We start from the raw sequence: 1,538 nt of genomic DNA, 5'->3' as shown, positions 1-1,538 counted from the left end.
GTCATATTGAGAGCCTGAACTTGAATACAAATAGCTAGGATGATCATCTCGACTAACTGCATCCATCACAGTGCCATCAGCAAAGGTAATACTGGTTAAATCTGTACAATGAGCTGCGGTTAATACTTGATTGCCACCGACTATCATTCCTGTACAGTTGTTTTTGACCTGGTCATCAAAATCATTTTGCCAATCGACAGACGTTCCATTTTCTATAGCTAGAACTTGAAAACTCGATAATGCTGCAAGAATCAAGGACGCTATTACATTTTTATTTGTCATTTTCTAAGCCTTTTTCCATTAAATAAAACGGCGAGTCTTGGTTCAGTTCATAAGTTTCAACGCACTCTAACGACTCAGCGTGAGCTGCACTCATATCGTGCAAGACGTGATTGATAGTCTGAATTTCATCTACGCACATTTCTAGTAGAGCCATTTCTTCACCCTCTAGATTGGTACATCTAGAGAGGAGTTTCATCATAATGTCAGTACGCTCTGAACGTTCTAGGATAGAGAAGAAACGCTGTTGTGGTAGAACGTAAACTTTCTCTTTATCCAAGTCAGTTGATCGTTCGATGTTCTGTAGTGCTGACACCTTGTTTTTTGACATTTCTTTTGAGCAAAGAAATTGCATTACACGAGATAAGTACACGTAACGAATTTCTAATGTACTTCCGCAGCCATACTTTTGCTTCACCGCCTCGATGTGCTCTTTCACGGTATCGATTGTCACTCCCATGGTTGCGCTCAATTGTTTTTGAGGTGCACCACACGAAAAAATTTCTAATGCTTCATATTGCCTAACTGTAAGCTCAGGAAATAAGTGAATCGCACTTTCTGCTACCATTAATTTTGATGTATCATTCGCTACAGCCATAATATGACTCCTGTGTGTTTTGTTTGTTGTGGTTAGTTGGTTGTCCGGGTAGCCGCCCGGACAACCAGCGATTGCTATTTACTTACTACAGTACTACTCATAGTTCGCCCATTTTCTTTTGAGTAACTAATTCTTAGCTCTATTTCCATTCTTCTTTGGTAGATATCCTGCCAATCCCCTTTAGCAAATAAAAATGGATTAGCTTCTAATTCACCGCGACCACTTCGATAAAAAATTTCCTTATCTACCAACCGTTTAATTATGTTTTTAAAGGTTTGATATTTCAGCCCAGTTTCAGGCTCGATTGTTCTTTCAAAACGATGCTTTGGAAATGCTTACGATTCCGTCCCAACCAATCAAACGAGACAAAGAAAAGAGCACGTCTGATTCACCTTTAGACAATCCATGTAAAGCCCCCAAATCCTCGATGTAAAACTTAATGTAATTAGGTTCGCTAGGAATATTGTATGTCTTAGATGTTCTTTGAGATGTGACCTCACCATCTTCATTAACTTGAGTTACATCAGTAACATTTGTGTACTTCACAAGTAAGTCCTCATAATTAAGTACCTACAATACTAACACTACAGTACTCACGGTCAAGTACTAAGATTAAAAAATATGCAGATTATCTCAAGTACCTTTAGTACTTCTCTCAAGT

The 1,538-nt window shown here is 38.6% G+C and carries 2 protein-coding genes; both read right to left on the bottom strand.

The window, feature by feature from the left end:
* Window positions 1–282 (bottom strand): trypsin-like serine protease (locus A142_RS22855; RefSeq protein ID WP_029405253.1); only part of this gene is annotated, 282 nt, incomplete at its 3' end.
* Entirely contained in the window at window positions 272–877 is a 606-nt protein-coding gene (locus A142_RS25250) for a helix-turn-helix transcriptional regulator (protein WP_019819820.1), read from the bottom strand. The genes A142_RS22855 and A142_RS25250, both read right to left, overlap by 11 nt.
* Window positions 878–1,538: the final 661 nt, after the last annotated feature.

The sequence above is a fragment of the Vibrio splendidus 12E03 genome (assembly GCF_000272105.2).
In the GTDB taxonomy this organism is placed as follows: domain Bacteria; phylum Pseudomonadota; class Gammaproteobacteria; order Enterobacterales; family Vibrionaceae; genus Vibrio; species Vibrio splendidus_I.
This window is presented reverse-complemented; position numbering and strand designations above follow the sequence as displayed.